Origin of the sequence: Pseudomonas sp. 18058 (assembly GCF_902706155.1) — a bacterium.
Taxonomy (GTDB): Bacteria; Pseudomonadota; Gammaproteobacteria; order Pseudomonadales; family Pseudomonadaceae; genus Aquipseudomonas; species Aquipseudomonas rustica.
The window spans coordinates 18,555-38,423 of the sequence record NZ_CACSJY010000035.1; the positions used below are offsets into that span (position 1 = coordinate 18,555).

The window sequence follows — 19,869 nt, forward strand, 5'->3', positions numbered from 1 at the left end:
CCAACTGCGCGCGAGTATGCGGTGCGGCGACGCAATCGTCACCGTGACGATTGGCGTAAACGTGACGGCCGCCCCATCAGGGCGGCCGTTTTGTTCATGCATCAGCTGTTGTTGTGGTCGACCTTGATGGTCGGGTCGCTACCAGCAATCAGGTTATGAATGTTGGCACTCGACCAGTTGTTGCCTTCCAGTTTGATCGTCACGTCCGGCGTGGCCGCAGCCGCATCGCCCGAGTTGAACTTGCCTGCCGAGCTGACTTGCAGCGACGACGTGCCATCGACCGTGGTGATCTTCAGGAAGTTGTCGATGGTGCTCCCGGTTTCGCCCTGCAGCAAATCGCGCAGGTCGATGCGGTCACCGTCGGCGGCCTTGAAGTCCTTGATCACGTCGTTGCCGGTGTCGCCCGATTTCCAGACGAAGGTGTCGGCACCCGAACCACCGATAAGGATGTCGTTGCCCGAGCCGCCGATCAGCGTGTCGTTGCCAGTACCACCGAGCAGGATGTCATTGCCTTTGCCGCCATCGAGCGTGTCGTTACCGCCCGAGCCGAACAGGATGTCATTGCCCGCGCCACCCAACAGCGTGTCGTTGCCGTCATGCGCGCCGGACACATCGAACGCCTGATAGTGCTCGGTGATGTACTGGTGCACGTTGCTGGTGGTGACTTTGCTGACGTCGACCCCGGTTTCCTTGGCCACGAACGCCTGCATCGCCTGATAACCCTCGCCGGCAATGCCGTTGAAGCTCACCAGATCGCCGAACAGGATGTCGTTGCCGTCGCCACCGCTGAGCGCGTCGTTGCCCGGCAGGGTCGCTTCGGTGTGACCGATGATCGAGTTGGCGAGATCCTTCGGATCGATGTTGGTTTGTGGCGTTTTGTCCGAGTCGTAAGGTTTCAGGTCATTAAGGCTGACACCGCTGTTGAGGCCGATGGCTTCAACGTTGGACAGACCGCTGAGCAGCGCGAAACTGCTGGTCGAGTTATCGGTGGTGGTTGTGCTGGTGCTGCTGCCGCTGCCCGCCAGGTTCGACAACTCATAGGTGCCGTCGCCCTGAGCGTGAACGGTGCCCAGGCTGCTCCAGTTCCAGCTGCCGTTTTTGTACGTTTGCAGAACAGCAGCACCGGCGGCACTGATGCTCAGATAGTGCGTGCTGTCGATGTACGTGGCGAAGCTATCGCCCAGCTTGTAATTGCTGGTCGTCACCACGCTGTCGAACTTCACGCTGTTGTACAGCGTCGGGTTGGTCTGCTCTCCGCTCTGGTAGTAGGTCGGCTGCCCGTCGGTGATGAAGTACGTGAGGTTCTTCGCCCCGGTGTTGGCCACAGCGTCAGCGCTCTGGAACCAGTTGGCCGTGGTTTTGAACACGTCCTCGTAGTTGGTACCGCCGCCGGACGCCATCGAGTCGAGTACGGCTTTGAGCTGCGTCAGCGCGTTCGGGTCGTTGAGGTTCACCGACACCGACTTGTTCACCTGGGTGTCGAAGTCAGCGAGGAAAATGTTCACCGTGCCCGAGTTGTTGCCGCCGAGGCTCTGCTTGAGGGTGTTGAACACCGACGTCAGCGAGTCCTTGGCCGCGTTGATCGACGACGTGCTCATGCTGCCCGAGCTGTCGACCATGAACGCGATGTTGTAGTTGGTGCCCGGCACCACGGTCAGACCGCCGATGTCAGCGACCATGATGTCGTTGCCGTCGGTGCCGCTGAAGGTGTCATCGCCCGAAGTGCCGACGATGGCGTTATAGACCGCCGGCACCACGGTGACCGGAATGGTCGCGGTGGTGCTGGCCGAACCGCCCAGCGCTTCGGTCGAGGTCGACGTCACGGTCAGGTTGAACTGGCCGTTGTAGTAGGTCGGCGGGGTCACGGTCAGGGTGCCGAGGCTCCAGCCAGTGACGTTGGCGTCGCCACTGGTCGCGGTGACGGTGAAGCTGTGGCCCGCGCCGTCGGTGAGTACCGAGCCGACCGGTGCGCCGCTGATCTTCACGCTCAGGGTTTCCGAGCCGTCGGTGTCGGTCAGGCCCGTGGTCACGGCCGACAACTTGACGCTGGTGCCTTCGGCGCCGGTGTTGAGCTTGTAGCCGTCGTAATAGCCTTCGCCGTTGCTGCCATGCAGATCGGAAACGGTCACGCCGGAGTTCACCAGATCCTGCACGCCGGTGTAGATCGGCACGCCAGCGCTGCTCAGGTCGATCGCCGTGCCGCCGTTGACCGACAGGTTGACGTCATAGCTGCCCGGGCCGCTCTGGTTGTGGTGGTAGATGTCGAGGGTGTAGTAGCCGCTGGTGGTCGGGGTGAACGAGCCGTTGAGGTTGCCGCCCACGCCCCACGTGGTCGAGGCCACGGTTTTTCCGCCAATGGTCACCAACAGGCTGTCATCACCGATACCGGTGAAGGTGTAGCTCTTGCCGGCTTCCAGATAGATCAGGCCGGAAGTTTTCGATGCGGTACCGGCGGTCACGCTGCCGTCGGACTGCACGTTGGTCACGTTGGTGCTGGAGTTCGGTTTGCCGGCGGCGTCGATGACGTTTTTCAACGTCGTCGCATCGGCGCCGTTGCCGTTGGTGCCGAGGCCCGACAGGCCCGTCCAGACTTCCTTGATCAGCCCGGTGGACTTCACGCTGTTGTCGGCCACGCCCAGGGTCGGTGCATCAGCCACTGGCGTGATGTCGATCTTGATCGTGCCGGTGCTGCCTAGTAGTTGGCCGTCGGTTGGCTGGAATTGCAGTTGTGCGTAGTCAGCCTTCTGATCGCCGATGCCCGCAGCATTGCCGTTCGCGCCGGACTCGTTGGCATCCGGCATGAAGCGCAGTTTGCCCGCGTCGATATCGGCCTTGCTGAAGGTCTGGTTGTTGGCGACGTCTTTCCACGTCGAACCGTCCAGATACTGCAGTTTGCCTTCGCCCGGCAGCTGGGTGATTTTCACCCCGAGGCTGCTCGCCGGGCTGTCGACATCCGTCACACCGAAGGTCGACCAGCCGAGGATCAGCGGCGTGTCTTCCGTGCCGGTGACGTTGCTCGGTGCGGCGATCGGCGCATCGTTGACCGCCACCACGTTGACCGTGGTGGTCGCGGTGTTGGAGTAGTTACCGCCATCGGTCACGGTGACGGTGATGATGCGCGGCACGGTGCTCGGGTCTTCACTGTTGTTGGTGAAGCTGATGTTCTTGATGGCCTGCATGTAGTCAGCCAGCGTCGCGTTACCCGACAAGGTCAGGGTCACGGTGCCGTTGGTGCTGTTGGCATTGATGGTGATGCCGTTGACGCTGTTGCCCAGGTTCAGCGCATCGCCGTCCTGACGGTTGGTCAGTACCACGGTCGCGCCGGTGAGCATGGTGCTGTCCGGGTCGGTGATCTTGATATCGGTGTCGGCAATCGACACACCCGCGCCCGGGGTGTTTTCGGTGAACGTCACCTTGTAGTCGGCACCGATGGCGCCGCTGGAGTTGTTGGCATCCAGATCGATGACCGGCGGTGCATCGTTGTCGATGATCGAGGTGCTGACGCTGCCGTTGGTGGCGCTGATCGCGAGGTTCTCGAAGTTGCCGCCCGTGGCCGAGTCGATCTTGACCACGAAGTTCTCGGTGCCTTCGGTGATCTTGTCATCGATGGTGGCGACGTTGAACTGCGCGCTGCTCGCACCTGCCGGGATCTTCACGGTGTACACACCGGTGAAGTCCGAACCGTCGGCGGCGGTACCGCTGTAGACGATTTTCAGGGTCACATCGGTTTGCGCCGGGTGGTTCAGGCTGACGGTGTAGCTGGCGGTCTGGCCTTCGGTTACCGAGCTGCTGCCGGTGATGCTGACAGTAGTGGTGTCGATGGTATCGGTGACGCTGGTCACGGCTGGCGTGTTGCTGGTTACCAGGTTTTCGAAGCTGCCACCGGTGGCGTTGCTGATCGTTGCCTGCACGGTACCGGCGTCTTTGTAGACGTCGTCAGCCGGTGCAGGAACGGTCACGGTGCCGGTGGTTTTGCCGGCTTCGATGGTGATCACCGAGCCGTTGCTCAGGGTTACGGTCACTGGCGAGCCAGCGGCGTTGGTCAGGGTTGCGGTGTAGGTGATCTGGCCACCCTCGGCCACGGTGCCGGTCGCCGACAGCGACAGGTTGGTGGTGTCGATGGTGTCGGTCACGGTGGTGCTGACCGGCGTCTTGTCGGCGACCAGATTTTCGTAGTTGCCGCCGCTGACGTTGGTGATCGCGTTGGTCAGTGGGGTGTGGCCAGTCAGCGCATCGTTCGGTGCGATGGTGGTCACGGTGCCGGTGGTTTTGCCGATGTCGATGGTGATGGTCTGACCGTTGGCCAGGGTGACCACGACAGGCGCGTTGGTTACCGCCGCACCGACTGTCGCGGTGTAGACGACGTTGCCGCCTTCTGCCGCTGTCGCCGTTGCCGTCAGCTTCACCGTGGTGGTGTCGATAGTGTCAGTGACGCTGGTCACGGCTGGCGTGGTGCTGGTCACCAGATTTTCGAAGCTGCCACCGGTGGCGGTTTTGATGGTTGCCTGCACGTTGCCGGCGTCTTTGTAGACGTCGTCGGCTGGAGCTGCAACGGTGACGGTGCCGGAGGTTTTGCCTGCATCGATGGTGATCACCGAGCCGTTGCTCAGGGTAACGGTCACTGGCGAGCCAGCGGCGTTGGTCAGGGTTGCGGTGTAGGTGATCTGGCCACCTTCGGCCACGGTGCCGGTCGCCGACAGCGACAGGTTGGTGGTGTCGATGGTGTCGGTTACGGTGGTGCTGACCGGGGTTTTGTCGGCTACGAGGTTTTCGTAGTTGCCGCCGGTTACGTTGGTGATCGCGTTGGTCAGTGGAGCGTGGCCAGTCAAGGCATCGTTCGGTGCGGTGGTGGTCACGGTGCCGGTGGTTTTGCCGATGTCGATGGTGATGGTCTGACCGTTGGCCAAAGTCACTACTACTGGTGAATTGGTAACCGGAGCACCGACAGTCGCGGTGTATACGACGTTGCCGCCTTCTGCCGCTATCGCCGTTGCGGTCAACTTCACGGTGGTGGTGTCGATGGTATCGGTCACGCTGGTCACGGCTGGCGTCGTGCTTGGTACCAGACTTTCGAAGTTGCCACCGGTGGCGTTGCTGATGGTTGCCTGCACGGTGCCGGCGTCTTTGTAGACGTCGTCCGCCGGAGCAGCGACGGTCACGGTGCCGGTGGTTTTCCCGGCTTCGATGTTGATCACAGCGCCGTTCGACAAGGTCACCGTCACTGGCGAGCCAGCGGCGTTGGTCAATGTCGCGGTGTAAACGATCGAGCCACCTTCGGCGACCGAGTTGGTAGCGCTTAGTGACAGGTTCGTCGTATCGACAGTGTCGGTCACGGTGGTGCTGACCGGAGTTTTGTCGGCTACGAGGTTTTCGTAGTTGCCGCCAGTTACGTTGGTGATCGAGTTGGTCAGTGGCGCATGGCCGGTCAACACATCGTTAGGTGCGGCGGTGGTTGCGGTGCCAGTGGTTTGACCTACAGCGATGGTGATCGTCTGACCGTTGGCGAGGGTCACGGTGACTGGCGAACCGGTTACCGGAGCACCGACGGTTGCCGTGTAAACGACGTTGCCACCTTCGGCCGCTGTCGCAGTGGCCGTCAGTTTCACGGTCGTGGTGTCGATGGTGTCGGTGACGCTGGTCACGGCTGGCGCGGTGCTGGTCACCAGATTTTCGAAACTGCCACCGGTGGCGGTTTTGATGGTTGCCTGCACGTTGCCGGCGTCTTTGTAGACGTCGTCGGCTGGAGCAGCGACGGTGACGGAGCCAGTGGTTTTGCCTGCGTCGATGGTGATCACCGAGCCGTTGCTCAGGGTAACGGTGACTGGCGAGCCAGCGGCGTTGGTCAAGGTTGCGGTGTAGGTGATCTGGCCACCTTCAGCCACGGTGCCGGTCGCGGACAGCGACAGGTTCGTCGTATCGACAGTGTCGGTCACGGTGGTGCTGACCGGAGTTTTGTCGGCCACGAGGTTTTCGTAGTTGCCGCCGGTTACGTTGGTGATCGAGTTGGTCAGTGGTGCATGGCCGGTCAACACGTCGTTTGGTGCGGTGGTGGTTGCGGTGCCAGTGGTTTGACCCACAGCGATGGCGATCGTCTGACCGTTGGCCAGGGTCACGGTGACTGGCGAGCCGGTTACCGGAGCACCAACGGTTGCCGTGTAAACGACGTTGCCACCCTCGGCTGCGGTTGTAGTCGCAGTGAGTTTCACGGTCGTGGTGTCGATGGTATCGGTCACGCTGGTGATCGCTGGAGCAGTGCTTGGTACCAGGTTCTCGAAGCTGCCACCGGTGGCGCTGCTGATGGTTGCTTGCACGGTGCCGGCGTCTTTGTAGACGTCATCGGCTGGCGCTGGAACCGTCGCAGTGCCGGTGGTTTTACCGGCGTCGATGGTGATTACCGCACCGTTCGACAGCGTCACGGTGACAGGCGAGCCAGCGGCGTTAGTCAGGGTTGCGGTGTAAACGATCGAACCACCTTCAGCGACCGAGTTGGTAGCGCTCAGCGTCAGGTTTGTCGTGTCGACGGTGTCGGTCACGGTGGTGCTGACTGGCGTCTTGTCGGCGACGAGGTTCTCGAAGTTGCCGCCGCTGACGTTGGTGATCGAGTTGGTCAGTGGAGCATGGCCAGTCAGTGCGTCGTTTGGCGCCGTGGTGGTGGCAGTGCCCGTGGTCTGGCCCACGCCGATGGTGATGGTCTGACCGTTAGCCAGCGTTACGACCACAGGCGAATTGGTTACCGGAGCACCAACAGTGGCGGTGTAGACGACGTTGCCACCTTCGGCTGTGCTAGCGGTGGCCGTCAGTTTCACGGTCGTGGTGTCGATGGTGTCAGTGACACTTGTCACGGCTGGCGCAGTGCTGGTAACCAGATTTTCGAAGTTGCCACCGGTGGCGGTTTTGATGGTTGCCTGCACGTTGCCGGCGTCTTTGTAAACGTCGTCAGCTGGAGCCGCGACGGTGACGGTGCCGGTGGTTTTACCCGCTTCGATATTGATGACTGCGCCGTTCGACAGCGTCACGGTGACTGGCGAGCCAGCGGCGTTGGTCAATGTCGCGGTGTAAACAATCGAGCCACCCTCGGCGACAGAGCCGGTCGCGGACAGCGACAGATTGGTGGTATCGACAGTGTCAGTCACATTGGTCGTAACCGGAGTTTTGTCGGCCACGAGATTTTCGTAGTTGCCGCCGGTTACGCCAGTGATCGCGTTGGTCAGCGGAGCATGGCCAGTCAGCGCATCGTTCGGTGCGGTGAAGATCACAGTTCCGGTGGTTTTGCCGACTTCGATGGTGATGCTCTGGCCGTTGGACAGGTTTACAGTGACCGGCGAACCAGTAACCGGAGCGCCGACGGTGGCGGTATAGGTGACGTTGCCGCCTTCAGCGACCGAAGTATCGGCCGTCAGTTTGACGGTCGAAGTGTCGATGGTGTCGGTGACGCTGGTCACGGCTGGCGCGGTGCTGGTTACCAGGTTTTCGAAATTGCCACCGGTGGCGGTTTTGATGGTGGCCTGGACGTTGCCGGCGTCTTTGTAAACGTCGTCAGCAGGAGCCGCGACGGTGACGGTGCCAGTGGTTTTACCAGCTTCGATGTTGATCACGGCACCGTTCGACAGGGTCACGGTTACTGGCGAGCCAGCAGCGTTGGTCAGAGTTGCGGTGTAAACGATCGAGCCACCCTCGGCGACAGAGCCGGTCGCCGACAGCGACAAATTGGTGGTGTCGACAGTGTCAGTCACATTGGTCGAAACCGGAGTTTTGTCGGCCACGAGATTTTCGTAGTTGCCGCCGGTTACGCCAGTGATCGCGTTGGTCAGCGGAGCATGGCCAGTCAGCGCATCGTTCGGTGCGGTGAAGATCACAGTTCCGGTGGTTTTGCCGACTTCGATGGTGATGCTCTGGCCGTTGGACAGGTTTACAGTGACCGGCGAACCAGTAACCGGAGCGCCGACGGTGGCGGTATAGGTGACGTTGCCGCCTTCAGCGACCGAAGTATCGGCCGTCAGTTTGACGGTCGAAGTGTCGATGGTGTCGGTGACGCTGGTCACGGCTGGCGCGGTGCTGGTTACCAGGTTTTCGAAATTGCCACCGGTGGCGGTTTTGATGGTGGCCTGGACGTTGCCGGCGTCTTTGTAAACGTCGTCAGCAGGAGCCGCGACGGTGACGTTGCCCGAAGTTTTGCCGGCTTCGATGGTAATCACAGCGCCGTTCGACAGAGTCACGGTGACTGGCGAGCCAGCAGCGTTAGTCAGGGTTGCGGTGTAAACAATCGATCCGCCTTCAGCCACGGAACCGGTCGCGGACAGCGACAGATTGGTGGTGTCGACGGTATCGGTGACGTTGGTCGAAACCGGCGTCTTATCAGCCACCAGGTTCTCGTAGTTACCGCCAGTCACGCCGGTAATCGAGTTGGTGATCGGCGCATGACCGGTCAGCGCGTCGTTCGGTGCGGTGAAGGTCACGGTGCCAGTGGTTTTACCCACTTCAATCGTGATGTTCTGACCGTTGGCCAGTGTGACGACGACAGGCGAGCCGGTCACTGGCGCACCAACGGTCGCGGTGTAGGTGACGGTGCCACCCTCGGCCGCTGTTTCGGAAGCGCTGAGTTTGACGGTCGAGGTATCGATCGTGTCGGTTACTTCGGTAATGGCTGGAACAGTGCTCGGTACCAGTTTTTCGAAGTCACCACCGGTTGCGGCAGAAATGGTTGCTTCAACTTTGCCGGCGTCTTTGTAGACGTCATCGGCTGGCGCAGCGACGGTGACGTTGCCCGACGTTTTACCGGCTTCGATGGTGATCACGGCGCCGTTCGACAGGGTCACGGTGACTGGCGAGCCAGCAGCGTTAGTCAGTGTCGCGGTGTAAACAATCGAGCCACCTTCAGCCACGGAGCCAGTCGCGGACAGCGACAGGTTAGTGGTGTCGACGGTATCAGTAACATTGGTCGAAACCGGTGTCTTGTCAGCCACCAGATTTTCGTAGTTGCCGCCAGAAACGTCGGTGATCGCATTGGTCAGCGCAGCATGGCCAGTCAGTGCGTCATTCGGCGCAGTAGTGGTCACGGTGCCGGTGGTTTTACCCACTTCAATCGTAATGTTCTGGCCGTTGGCCAAGGTCACCACAACCGGCGAACCGGTCACTGGCGCACCAACAGTCGCGGTGTAGGTGACGGTGCCACCCTCGGCCGCTGTTTCGGAAGCGCTGAGTTTGACGGTCGAGGTGTCGATGGTGTCGGTTACTTCGGTAATGGCTGGAGCAGTGCTCGGTACCAGATTTTCGAAGTTGCCACCGGTAGCAGTCGAAATCGTCGCTTCAACTTTACCGGCGTCCTTGTAGACGTCATCGGCTGGCGCTGGAACAGACACGGTGCCGGAAGTTTTGCCCGCTTCGATGGTGATCACAGCACCGTTCGACAGAGTCACGGTGACTGGCGAGCCAGCAGCGTTAGTCAGGGTCGCGGTGTAAACGATCGAGCCACCTTCAGCCACGGAACCGGTCGCGGACAGCGACAGATTGGTAGTGTCGACGGTATCGGTGACGTTGGTCGAAACCGGAGTTTTGTCGGCTACGAGATTTTCGTAGTTGCCGCCAGTCACACCGGTAATTGCGTTGGTGATTGGAGCATGACCAGTCAGCGCATCATTCGGCGCAGTGAAGGTCACGGTGCCAGTGGTTTTGCCCACTTCAATCGTGATGTTCTGGCCGTTGGCCAAGGTCACTACAACTGGCGAACCAGTCACAGGCGCGCCAACAGTAGCGGTGTAAACAACCGCACCACCTTCAGCAGCGGACTCGGTCGCGGTCAGTTTCACGGTCGAGGTGTCGATGGTGTCAGTCACTTCGGTAACGGCTGGAACAGTGCTCGGTACCAGTTTTTCGAAGTCGCCACCGGTTGCGGCAGAAATGGTCGCTTCGACTTTGCCAGCATCTTTGTAGACGTCATCGGCAGGCGCCGCGACGGTCACGTTGCCGCTGGTTTTGCCAGCTTCGATAGTGATCACGGCACCGTTCGACAGTGTCACGGTCACTGGCGAGCCAGCAGCGTTGGTCAGAGTTGCGGTGTAAACGATCGAACCACCCTCAGCCACGGAACCGGTCGCTGACAGCGACAGGTTAGTGGTGTCGACAGTATCAGTAACGTTGGTCGACACCGGCGTCTTATCGGCCACCAGATTTTCGTAGTTGCCGCCAGAAACGTCGGTAATTGCATTGGTCAGCGCAGCATGACCGGTCAACGCATCGTTCGGCGCAGTGGTGGTCACGGTACCAGTGGTTTTGCCCACTTCAATCGTGATGTTCTGACCATTGGCCAAGGTCACCACAACCGGCGAACCCGTCACAGGCGCACCCACAGTCGCGGTGTAAGTGACGGTGCCACCCTCAGCCGCCGACTCGGTCGCGGTCAGTTTGACGGTGGTGGTGTCGATGGTGTCGGTGATGTTGGTCACGGCCGGAACGGTGCTCGGCACCAGGTTCTCGAAGTTGCCGCCAGTCGCCGTCGAAATGGTTGCTTCGACTTTGCCAGCGTCCTTGTAAACGTCATCCGCCGGAGCCGCAACGGTCACGGTGCCGCTGGTTTTGCCCGCTTCGATGGTGATCACTGCGCCGTTCGACAGGGTCACGGTCACCGGAGTACCGGCGGCGTTGGTCAGGGTCGCGGTGTAAACGATCGAACCACCTTCAGCCACCGAGTCGGTCGCGGTCAGGTTCAGGTTGGTGGTGTCGTTGGTGTCCGACACCGCGGTGTCGGCGGACTTGCCGTCGACCGCGAGTTTTTCGTAGTTGCCGCCAGTGGCGCCATCGATGGTCACGCTCAGCGAGCTGCCGCCGGCCAATGGGCTGTTCGGTGCAACGTAGTTCACCGTGCCGGTGGTTTCACCGACGGCGATGGTGATGGTCTGGCCGTTGGACAGGTTGACGACAACCGGCGAGCCAGTGACTGGCGCGGTCACGGTCGCGGTGTAGACCACGGTTTCGCCTTCGGCGACGTTGGCGGTGGCGGTCAGCGACACGGTGGAGGTGTCGATGGTGTCGTTGACGGTGGTGACGGCCGGGGCGGTGCTGGTGACGAGGTTTTCGAAATCGCCACCGGTTGCGCCTTTGATGGTCGCTTCAACAGTGCCGGCGTCTTTGTAGACGTCATCTTTCGGTGCGTCGACGGTCACGGTGCCCGTGGTTTTGCCAGCGTCGATGGTGATCACCGAGCCGTTGCTCAAGGTCACGGTTACCGGGCTGCCAGCAGCGTTGGTCAGGGTTGCGGTGTAGGTGATCTGGCCGCCTTCATCCACAGAACCGGTGGCGCTGAGCGACAGGTTGGTGGTGTCGGTGGTGTCGGTCACGGTGGTGCTGACCGGGGTTTTGTCGGCCACGAGATTTTCGTAGTTGCCGCCGGAAACGTTGGTGATCGAGTTGGTCAGCGGAGCATGACCGGTCAACGCATCGTTCGGCGCGGTAGTGCTCACGGTGCCGGTGGTTTTACCCACTTCGATGGTGATGTTCTGACCATTAGCCAAGGTCACGACAACCGGCGAACCGGTGACTGGCGCGCCGACGGTCGCGGTGTAGGTTACGGTGCCACCTTCAGCAGCAGACTCGGTAGCGGTAAGTTTGACCGTCGAGGTGTCGATGGTGTCGGTGACTTCGGTCACGGCTGGCGCGGTGCTCGGAACGAGGTTCTCGAAGTTACCGCCCGTGGCGTCCTTGATGGTCACTTCGACTTTACCGGCGTCTTTGTAGACGTCATCGGCTGGCGCTGCAACGGTCACGGTGCCGGTGGTTTTGCCCGCTTCGATGGTGATTGTCGAACCGTTCGAGAGGTTCACGGTTACCGGCGTGCCGGCCGGATTGGTCAGGGTCGCGGTGTAAACAATCGAACCGCCCTCGGCGACGGTGCCGGTCGCGCTCAGCGTCAGATCGGTGGTGTCGACGGTGTCGGTGACGGTGGTCGAAACCGGGGTTTTGTCGGCGACCAGATTTTCGTAGTTACCGCCGGTCACGTCGGTGATCGCGTTGGTCAGCGGCGTGTGGCCGTTCAGCGCGTCGTTCGGCGCGGTAGTGCTCACGGTGCCGGTGGTTTTGCCGACTTCGATAGTGATGTTCTGGCCGTTAGCCAGGGTCACGACGACAGGCGAACCGGTCACTGGTGCGCCGACGGTCGCGGTGTAGGTGACGGTACCGCCTTCAGCAGCAGACTCGGTGGCGGTCAGTTTGACCGTCGAGGTGTCGATGGTGTCGGTGACTTCGGTCACGGCTGGCGTGGTGCTCGGCACCAGGTTTTCAAAGTTGCCGCCGGTGGCGTCCTTGATAGTCACTTCGACTTTGCCGGCGTCTTTGTAGACGTCATCGGCTGGCGCTGCAACGGTCACGGTGCCGGTGGTTTTACCGGCCTCGATGGTGATCACCGAACCGTTCGACAAGGTCACGGTGACTGGCGAGCCTGCCGCATTGGTCAGGGTCGCGGTGTAGATGATCGAACCACCCTCGGCCACGGAACCGGTGGCGCTGAGCGACAGGTTGGTGGTGTCGGTGGTGTCGGTCACGGTGGTGGTGATCGGGGTTTTGTCGGCGACCAGATTTTCGTAGTTGCCGCCGGTCACGCCGGTGATCGAGTTGGTCAGCGAAGCCTGACCGGTCAGCGCATCGTTCGGTGCGGTGAAGGTCACGGTGCCGGTGGTTTTGCCCACTTCAATCGTGATGTTTTGACCATTGGCCAAGGTCACCACGACGGGCGAACCGGTGACCGGCGCGCCGACAGTCGCGGTGTAAGTGACGGTGCCGCTTTCAGTCACGGTGGTGTCGGCCGTCAGTTTCACGGTCGAGGTGTCGATGGTGTCAGTGACGTCGGTCACCGCTGGCGTGGTGCTTGGAACGAGGTTCTCGAAGTTACCGCCGGTGGCGTCCTTGATAGTCACTTCGACTTTGCCGGCGTCTTTGTAGACGTCATCGGCTGGCGCGGCAACGGTCACGGAACCGGTGGTTTTGCCCGCTTCGATGGTGATAGTCGAACCGTTCGACAAGTTCACGGTGACTGGCGTGCCAGCCGGGTTGGTCAGGGTTGCGGTGTAAACAATCGAACCACCCTCAGCCACGGTGCCGGTCGCGCTCAGCGACAGGTTGGTGGTGTCGACGGTGTCGGTCACCGACGTTACGGCCGGGGTTTTATCTGCGACGAGATTTTCGTAGTTGCCGCCGCTGGTGCCGTCGATTTTCACGCTCAGCGTGTTGCCGCCGGCTAGTGCATCGTTCGGTGCGGTGAAGTTGACGCTGCCGCTGCTGGCGCCGACCGGAATGGTGATGGTCTGGCCGTTGGACAGGGTCACGACAACCGGCGCGCCGGTAACCGGAGCGGTCACGGACGCGGTGTAAACCACCACGCCGCCTTCAACGGTGGCGGCGGTGGCGGTCAGCGAAACGGTGCTGTTGTCGATGGTGTCGGTGACGTCGGTGACCGCTGGAGTCTTGTCGACCACCAGGTTCTCGAAGTTGCCGCCCGTGGTTTTGGTGATGCTCGCGTCGACTTTGCCGGCGTCCTTGTAGACGTCATCGCCCGGTGCGGCGACGGTGGCAGTGCCAGAGGTCGCGCCTTTGGCGATGTTGATCACCGCGCCGTTGCTCAGGGTCACGGTCATGGCCGTGCCGGCCGCGTTGGTCAGGCTTGCGGTGTAGACGATCGAGCCGCCCTCGGCGACCGAACCGGTGGCGCTCAGGCTGATATTGGTGGTGTCGACGGTGTCGGTGACGGTGGTGACCACCGCCGAACGGTTGGCATCGACCTGCTCGAAGTTGCCGCCGCTGTGGCTGGCAATCGCGGTCTGTACTTTGCCGCCGTCAATGTACGGGGTGTTGGCAGGCGCGGCGAAATTCACCGAACCGCTGGTCGCACCGGCAGCAATGTTGATCACTGCGCCGTTGGCCAGGGTCACGGTCATGGCGGTGCCGGCCGGATTGCTCAGGGTCGCGGTGTAGGTGATCTGGCCACCTTCGCTGACGGTGTCGTTGGCGCTGAGGGTCAGCGTGGTTTTGTCGACGGTGTCATTGACGGTGGTGCTGACCGGGGTCTTGCTGACGTCGAGTTTTTCGAAGTTACCGCCGGTGGCATCGGTCATGGTCACGGTGAGCTTGCTGACGTCTTTGTAAACGTCATCGCTCGGCGCCGCGATGGTCACCGAACCGCTGGTTTTGCCGGCTTCGATGGTGATGGTCTGGCCGTTGCTCAGGTTGACGGTCACCGGCGTTTGCGCGGCGTTGGTCAGGGTCGCGGTGTAAGTGATCGACGTGCCTTCGAGCACATAGCTTTCAGCGCTGAGGGTCAGGTGCGTGGTGTTGATGGTGTCGGCGACGTTGGTCACCGCTGGCGTCGGATTGGCCACCAGGTTTTCGAAATTGCCGCCGTCGGTGCCCTTGATGGTCACTTCGACTTTGCCGGCGTCTTTGTAGGCGTCATCGGCAGGCGCAGGAACGGTCACGGTGCCGGTGGTCTTGCCGGCGTCGATGGTGATGGTCGAACCGTTGCTCAGGGTCACGGTCACCGGGGTGCCGGCCGGGTTGGTCAGGGTCGCGGTGTAGACGATCTGCCCGCCTTCGTTGACGTTGCCGGTGGCGGTCAGCGAAACGGTGGTGGTGTCGACGGTGTCGGTCACGGTGGTGCTGACCGGGGTTTTGTCGGCGACCAGATTTTCGTAGTTGCCGCCGCTGACGTTGGTGATCGAGTTGGTCAGCGGCGCGTGGCCGGCCAGCACGTCGTTCGGTGCGGTGGTCGACACGGTGCCGGTGGTTTGGCCGACAGCGATAGTGATGCTCTGACCGTTAGCCAGGGTCACGACGACAGGCGAGCCGGTCACTGGCGCACCAACAGTCGCGGTGTAAGTGACGGTGCCGCCTTCAGCAGCGGTTTCGGTGGCGGTCAGTTTCACCGTCGAGGTGTCGATGGTGTCAGTGACGTCGGTCACGGCTGCAACGGTGCTTGGCACCAGGTTCTCGAAGTCGCCGCCAGTGGCTTCCTTGATGGTTACTTCGACTTTTCCGGCGTCTTTATAGACGTCATCGGCAGGCGCAGCGACGGTCACGGTGCCGGTGGTTTTGCCAGCGTCGATGGTGATTACCGAGCCGTTGCTCAGGGTCACGGTGACTGGCGAGCCTGCTGCGTTGGTCAGGGTCGCGGTGTAAACGATCGAACCGCCTTCAGCCACGGTACCGGTGGCGCTGAGCGTCAGGTTGGTGGTGTCAGTGGTGTCGGTCACGGTGGTGCTGACCGGGGTTTTGTCAGCCACCAGATTTTCGTAGTTGCCGCCGCTGACTTCGGTGATCGAGTTGGTCAGAGGCGCGTGACCGGTCAACGCATCGTTCGGTGCGATGGCGGTCGCGGTGCCGGTGGTCTGGCCGACGGCGATGGTGATGGTCTGACCGTTGGCCAGGGTCACGATGACCGGCGAACCGGTGACTGGTGCGCCGACGGTCGCGGTGTAAGTGACGGTGCCACCTTCAGCAGCGGTCTCGGTCGCGGTCAATTTCACGGTCGAGGTGTCGAGGGTGTCGAGGGTGTCGGTCACGTCGGTGACGGCTGGCGTGGTGCTCGGTACAAGGTTCTCGAAGTCGCCGCCGGTGGCGTCCTTGATGCTCACTTCGACTTTGCCGGCGTCTTTGTAGACGTCATCGGCAGGTGCGGCGACGGTCACGGTGCCGGTGGTTTTACCGGCCTCGATGGTGATCACGGCGCCGTTCGACAAGGTTACGGTGACGGGCGAGCCGGCAGCATTGGTCAGGGTCGCGGTGTAAACGATCGAACCGCCTTCAGCCACAGTGCCGGTGGCGCTGAGGGACAGATTGGTGGTGTCGGTGGTGTCGGTGACGGTGGTGCTGACCGGAGTTTTGTCAGCCACCAGATTTTCGTAGTTACCGCCGGAAACCTCAGTGATCGACGTGGTCAGCGGCGCATGGCCGGTCAACGCATCGTTCGGTGCAGTGGCGGTTACGGTGCCGGTGGTCTGGCCGACCGCGATGGTGATGGTTTGGCCATTGGCCAAGGTCACGACGACAGGCGAACCGGTGACCGGCGCGCCAACGGTTGCGGTGTAAGTGACGGTTCCGCCTTCAGCCACGGTGGTGTCAGCGGTCAGTTTGACGGTCGACGTGTCGAGGGTGTCGGTCACTTCGGTGACAGCCGGAACGGTGCTTGGCACCAGGTTCTCGAAGTTGCCGCCAGTGGCGTTGTCGATGCTGACTTCGACTTTGCCGGCGTCTTTATAGACGTCATCGGCAGGCGCAGCGACGGTCACGGTGCCGGTGGTTTTGCCCGCTTCGATGGTGATCACCGAGCCGTTCGACAGGGTCACGGTCACCGGTGTGCCGGCCGGGTTGGTCAGGGTTGCGGTGTAGACGATCGAACCGCCTTCAGCCACAGAACCGGTGGCGCTGAGCGACAGGTTGGTGGTGTCGGCAACATCGGTGACGTTAGTGGAGACCGGAGTTTTGTCGGCGACCAGATTTTCGTAATTGCCACCGCTGACGTTGGTGATCGAGTTGCTCAGCGGCGCGTTGCCGGCCAGCGCGTCGTTCGGCGCGGTGGTGGTCACGGTGCCGGTGGTTTGGCCGACCGCGATGGTGATGTTTTGGCCGTTGGCCAAGGTCACGACAACCGGCGAGCCGGTGACTGGCGCGCCAACGGTTGCGGTGTAAGTGACGGTGCCGCCTTCAGCCACCGAGGTGTCAGCCGTCAATTTCACGGTCGAGGTGTCGACGGTGTCGGTCACTTCGGTGACGGCCGGAACGGTGCTCGGCACCAGGTTCTCGAAATTGCCGCCAGTGACGTTATTGATGCTGACTTCGACTTGGCCGGCGTCTTTATAAACGTCATCCGCCGGTGCCGCGACGGTCACGGTGCCGGTGGTCTTGCCGGCGTCGATGGTGATCACCGAGCCGTTGCTCAGGGTCACGGTGACCGGCGTGCCGGCCGGATTGGTCAGGGTTGCGGTGTAAACGATCGAGCCGCCTTCAGCAACGGTGCCGGTCGCGGACAGCGACAGATTGGTGGTGTCGATCGAATCGGTAATCGTGGTGGTCGCTGGCGTGGTGTTCGGCACCAGGTTTTCGAAGTTGCCACCGGTAGCGCCGGTAATCGTGGTGCTGACCGTGCTGCCATTGTTGTAGACGTCGTTGGCCGCTGTCGGCACGTTGACGCTGCCGGTGGTTTTGCCGGCTTCAATGGTGATGGTCGAACCGTTCGACAGGGTGATCGTCACCGGCGTTTGCGCGGCGTTGGTCAGGGTCGCGGTGTAAGTGATCTGGCCACCTTCAACGACGGTGCCGGTGGCGGTGAGGCTGACGTTGGTGGTGTCGACCGAATCAGTGATAGTGGTTACTGCTGGCGTCGGATTTGGCACCAGGTTTTCGAAGTTGCCACCGGTGGTGCCGGTAATCGTGGTGCTGACGGTGCTGCCATTGTTGTAGACGTCGTTGGCCGGGGTCGGCACGTTGACGACGCCAGTGGTCTGGCCGGCTTCGATGGTGATTGTCGAGCCGTTCGACAGAGTGACGGTCACCGGCGTCTGCGCCGGGTTGGTCAGGGTCGCGGTGTAAGTGATCTGGCCGCCTTCAGTGACGCTCGAACCAGCGGTCAGGGTGACCGTGGTGGTGTCCACCGAATCGGTAATGGTGGTGGTCGCTGGCGTCGGGTTTGGCACCAGATTTTCGAAGTTGCCGCCGGTGGTGCCGGTAATCGTGGTGCTGACAGTGCTGCCGTTGTTGTAGACGTCATTGGCCGGGGTCGGCACGTTGACGACGCCAGTGGTCTGGCCGGCTTCGATGGTAATGGTCGAGCCGTTCGACAGAGTGACGGTCACCGGGGTCTGCGCCGGGTTGGTCAGGGTCGCGGTGTAAGTGATCTGACCGCCTTCAGTGACGGTCGAGCCAGCGGTCAGGGTGACCGTGGTGGTGTCCACCGAATCGGTAATGGTGGTCACTGCTGGCGTCGGGTTCGGCACCAGATTTTCGAAGTTGCCACCGGTGGTGCCGGTAATCGTGGTGCTGACAGTGCTGCCGTTGTTGTAGACGTCATTGGCCGGGGTCGGCACGTTGACGACGCCCGTGGTCTGGCCGGCTTCGATGGTAATGGTCGAGCCGTTCGACAGAGTGACGGTCACCGGCGTCTGCGCCGGGTTGGTCAGGGTCGCGGTGTAAGTGATCTGACCGCCTTCGGTGACGGTCGAGCCAGCGGTCAGGGTGACCGTGGTGGTGTCCACCGAATCGGTAATGGTGGTGATCGCTGGCGTCGGGTTCGGCACCAGATTTTCGAAGTTGCCACCGGTGGTGCCGGTAATCGTGGTGCTGACAGTGCTGCCATTGTTGTAGACGTCGTTGGCCGGGGTCGGCACGTTGGCTACGCCCGTGGTCTGGCCGGCTTCGATGGTAATGGTCGAGCCGTTCGACAGAGTGACGGTCACCGGCGTCTGCGCCGGGTTGGTCAGGGTCGCGGTGTAGGTGATCTGACCGCCTTCAGTGACGGTCGAGCCAGCGGTCAGCGTGACCGTGGTGGTGTCCACCGAATCGGTAATGGTGGTGGTCGCTGGCGTCGGGTTTGGCACCAGATTTTCGAAGTTGCCACCGGTGGCACCAGTGATGGTGGTGGTGACGGTGCTGCCGTTGTTATAGACGTCGTTCGGCGGCGTTGGCACGTTGACGGTGCCGGTGGTCTGGCCCGCGCCAATGGTGATGGTCGAGCCGTTCGACAGGGTGACGGTCACCGGCGTTTGCGCCGGGTTGGTCAGGGTCGCGGTGTAAGTGATCTGGCCGCCTTCGGTGACACTCGTGCCCGCCGTCAAAGTGACGGTGGTGGTGTCGATGGTGTCGGTGACCTGGGTCGTGGCCGGGACGGTTGGCGGGGTCACGTTGATGCCGTTGCCGCCGGTGGTGCCGGTGACGGTCACGTCGATCTGGGTCGAGTCGTTATAAACAGTGTCGCTCGGCGCCAGCGGTACGTTGACGGTGCCCGTGGTCGAACCGGCCGGAACCACAATCACCGCGCCGTTGGACAGGGTGATGGTCAGGTCCGTCAGCGGCGCCTGGGTCAGGGTCGCGGTGTACACCAGCACGCCACCGGCTTCGGTGATGGTCGGTGTGGCGCTGACGCTCAGGGTCGAATCGCGCAGGGCATTCGTGGTGGTGTCGGTGGTCTGCCCGCCGGTGATGTCTTGCGTGGTCTGACCGGCAGCGTTGATGCCTGCGGTCGGGAAGCCAATCGTCGGGTCAACGCGGCCAGCGGTGGCGTCGAGCATCACGAAACTGTGGCCACCACCGGCAGCACCGCCAGTGCCTGCAGCGCTTGGGCCGGCAGCGGTGGCGTCGAGGGCGGTCGTCGGGTCGACACCGGCGGCGATGGCTTGCTGCAATTCTTCTACCGACGGCGCTGCCTGCGCGGTGGCTTCGGCCAGGTCAGTGCTGGAGTCGGGCGCGTTGGCGCTCCACTGCGTTTCGCGACCGAGGTCGAGGGTGCGGCCATCTGCCAATTCAAGCGACACGGCGCCGGAGAGGCCGGTGTCGATCTGGTCGCCGACAAACAGGCGATCGCCTTCAACGAGTACGCGACGCACGCCCTCTGGTGACACCACGAATACCTGACCAACAATGCTTTTGACGATGGCAACAACACTGCTCATTGAAGACTCTCCGGGTGTCACGTTCAGTTGACTTCCATGGACCTGATGGCATGGGCGCCGATTCAGTCTGGACGTACTTTTAAATTTTGCGTAGCAAGTTTGACGCGTCTAATCGTCAATAATTTGGCTAGATTCTTTCGCTATTAACTTTATGCCAAACTATTGACCTTCTGGGTGCCATCCTAAACAATCGCCCCAGTAATGTCACATTGATATTTCCGCGGCG

Annotated in this window: 1 protein-coding gene; it reads right to left on the bottom strand. The window is 61.7% G+C overall.

The features are described from left to right. Positions 1-101: 101 nt before the first annotated feature. On the bottom strand, positions 102-19,643 hold the full coding sequence (locus GVL50_RS18870; RefSeq protein WP_159814721.1) for an immunoglobulin-like domain-containing protein: 19,542 nt from the start codon (positions 19,641-19,643) through the stop codon (positions 102-104). Positions 19,644-19,869: the final 226 nt, after the last annotated feature.

Excerpts from the sequence above, each read along its gene's own strand:
- GVL50_RS18870 (WP_159814721.1), bottom strand. The coding sequence starts at position 19,643 with ATGAGCAGTGTTGTTGCCATCGTCAAAAGCATTGTTGGTCAGGTATTC.